Raw genomic sequence first — 600 nt, 5'->3', positions numbered from 1 at the left:
AAAAATCAATTAAGCGTTGTCTTTAAGGTAACGAGCAATTGCCGACTGAGCGTCTTGGCCATCGACGGTTTTCACGTCTTTCAGCCAAGCTTCGATTTTATCTGCGTTCGCGTTTAACCATGCCTGTGCCGCTTTAGATGGCTTTTGCTTCTGGTTGAGAATCGCTTCCATCAGCTCGTTTTCCATTTCTAGGCTGAACTCTAGGTTTTTCACTAGTTGACCCACATTCGGACACTCAGATAGGTAGTTTTGACGTACGTTTGTATAAACGTTTGCACCGCCGTAATTTGGGCCGAAGAAATCATCACCACCCGCAAGGTATTCCATTTCAACATTGTTATTCATTGGATGTGGTGCCCAGCCAAGGTAAACGATCCACTGATTACGACGTACCGCACGTGATACTTGTGACACCATGCCCGCTTCACTTGATTCAACCAGGCTGAAGTCTTTTAAACCAAATGCGTTGCTGTCGATCATGGATTGAATCAGGCGGTTACCATCGTTACCTGGTTCGATGCCGTAAATGCGGTTTTTAAATTTGTCGGCATGTTTTTCCAGGTCAGCAAAGCTCTTCACACCTACGTCATAAACGTATTT

Annotated in this window: 1 protein-coding gene; it reads right to left on the bottom strand. The window is 45.0% G+C overall.

Annotated elements, in window-relative coordinates; translation table 11 throughout:
• Positions 1-9: 9 nt before the first annotated feature.
• The coding region (locus tag R8O11_RS29435; protein ID WP_318195150.1) for a glycine betaine ABC transporter substrate-binding protein at positions 10-600 on the bottom strand (591 nt) is incomplete at its 5' end.

Source organism: Vibrio sp. 1288 (genome assembly GCF_033344475.1).
This window is presented reverse-complemented; position numbering and strand designations above follow the sequence as displayed.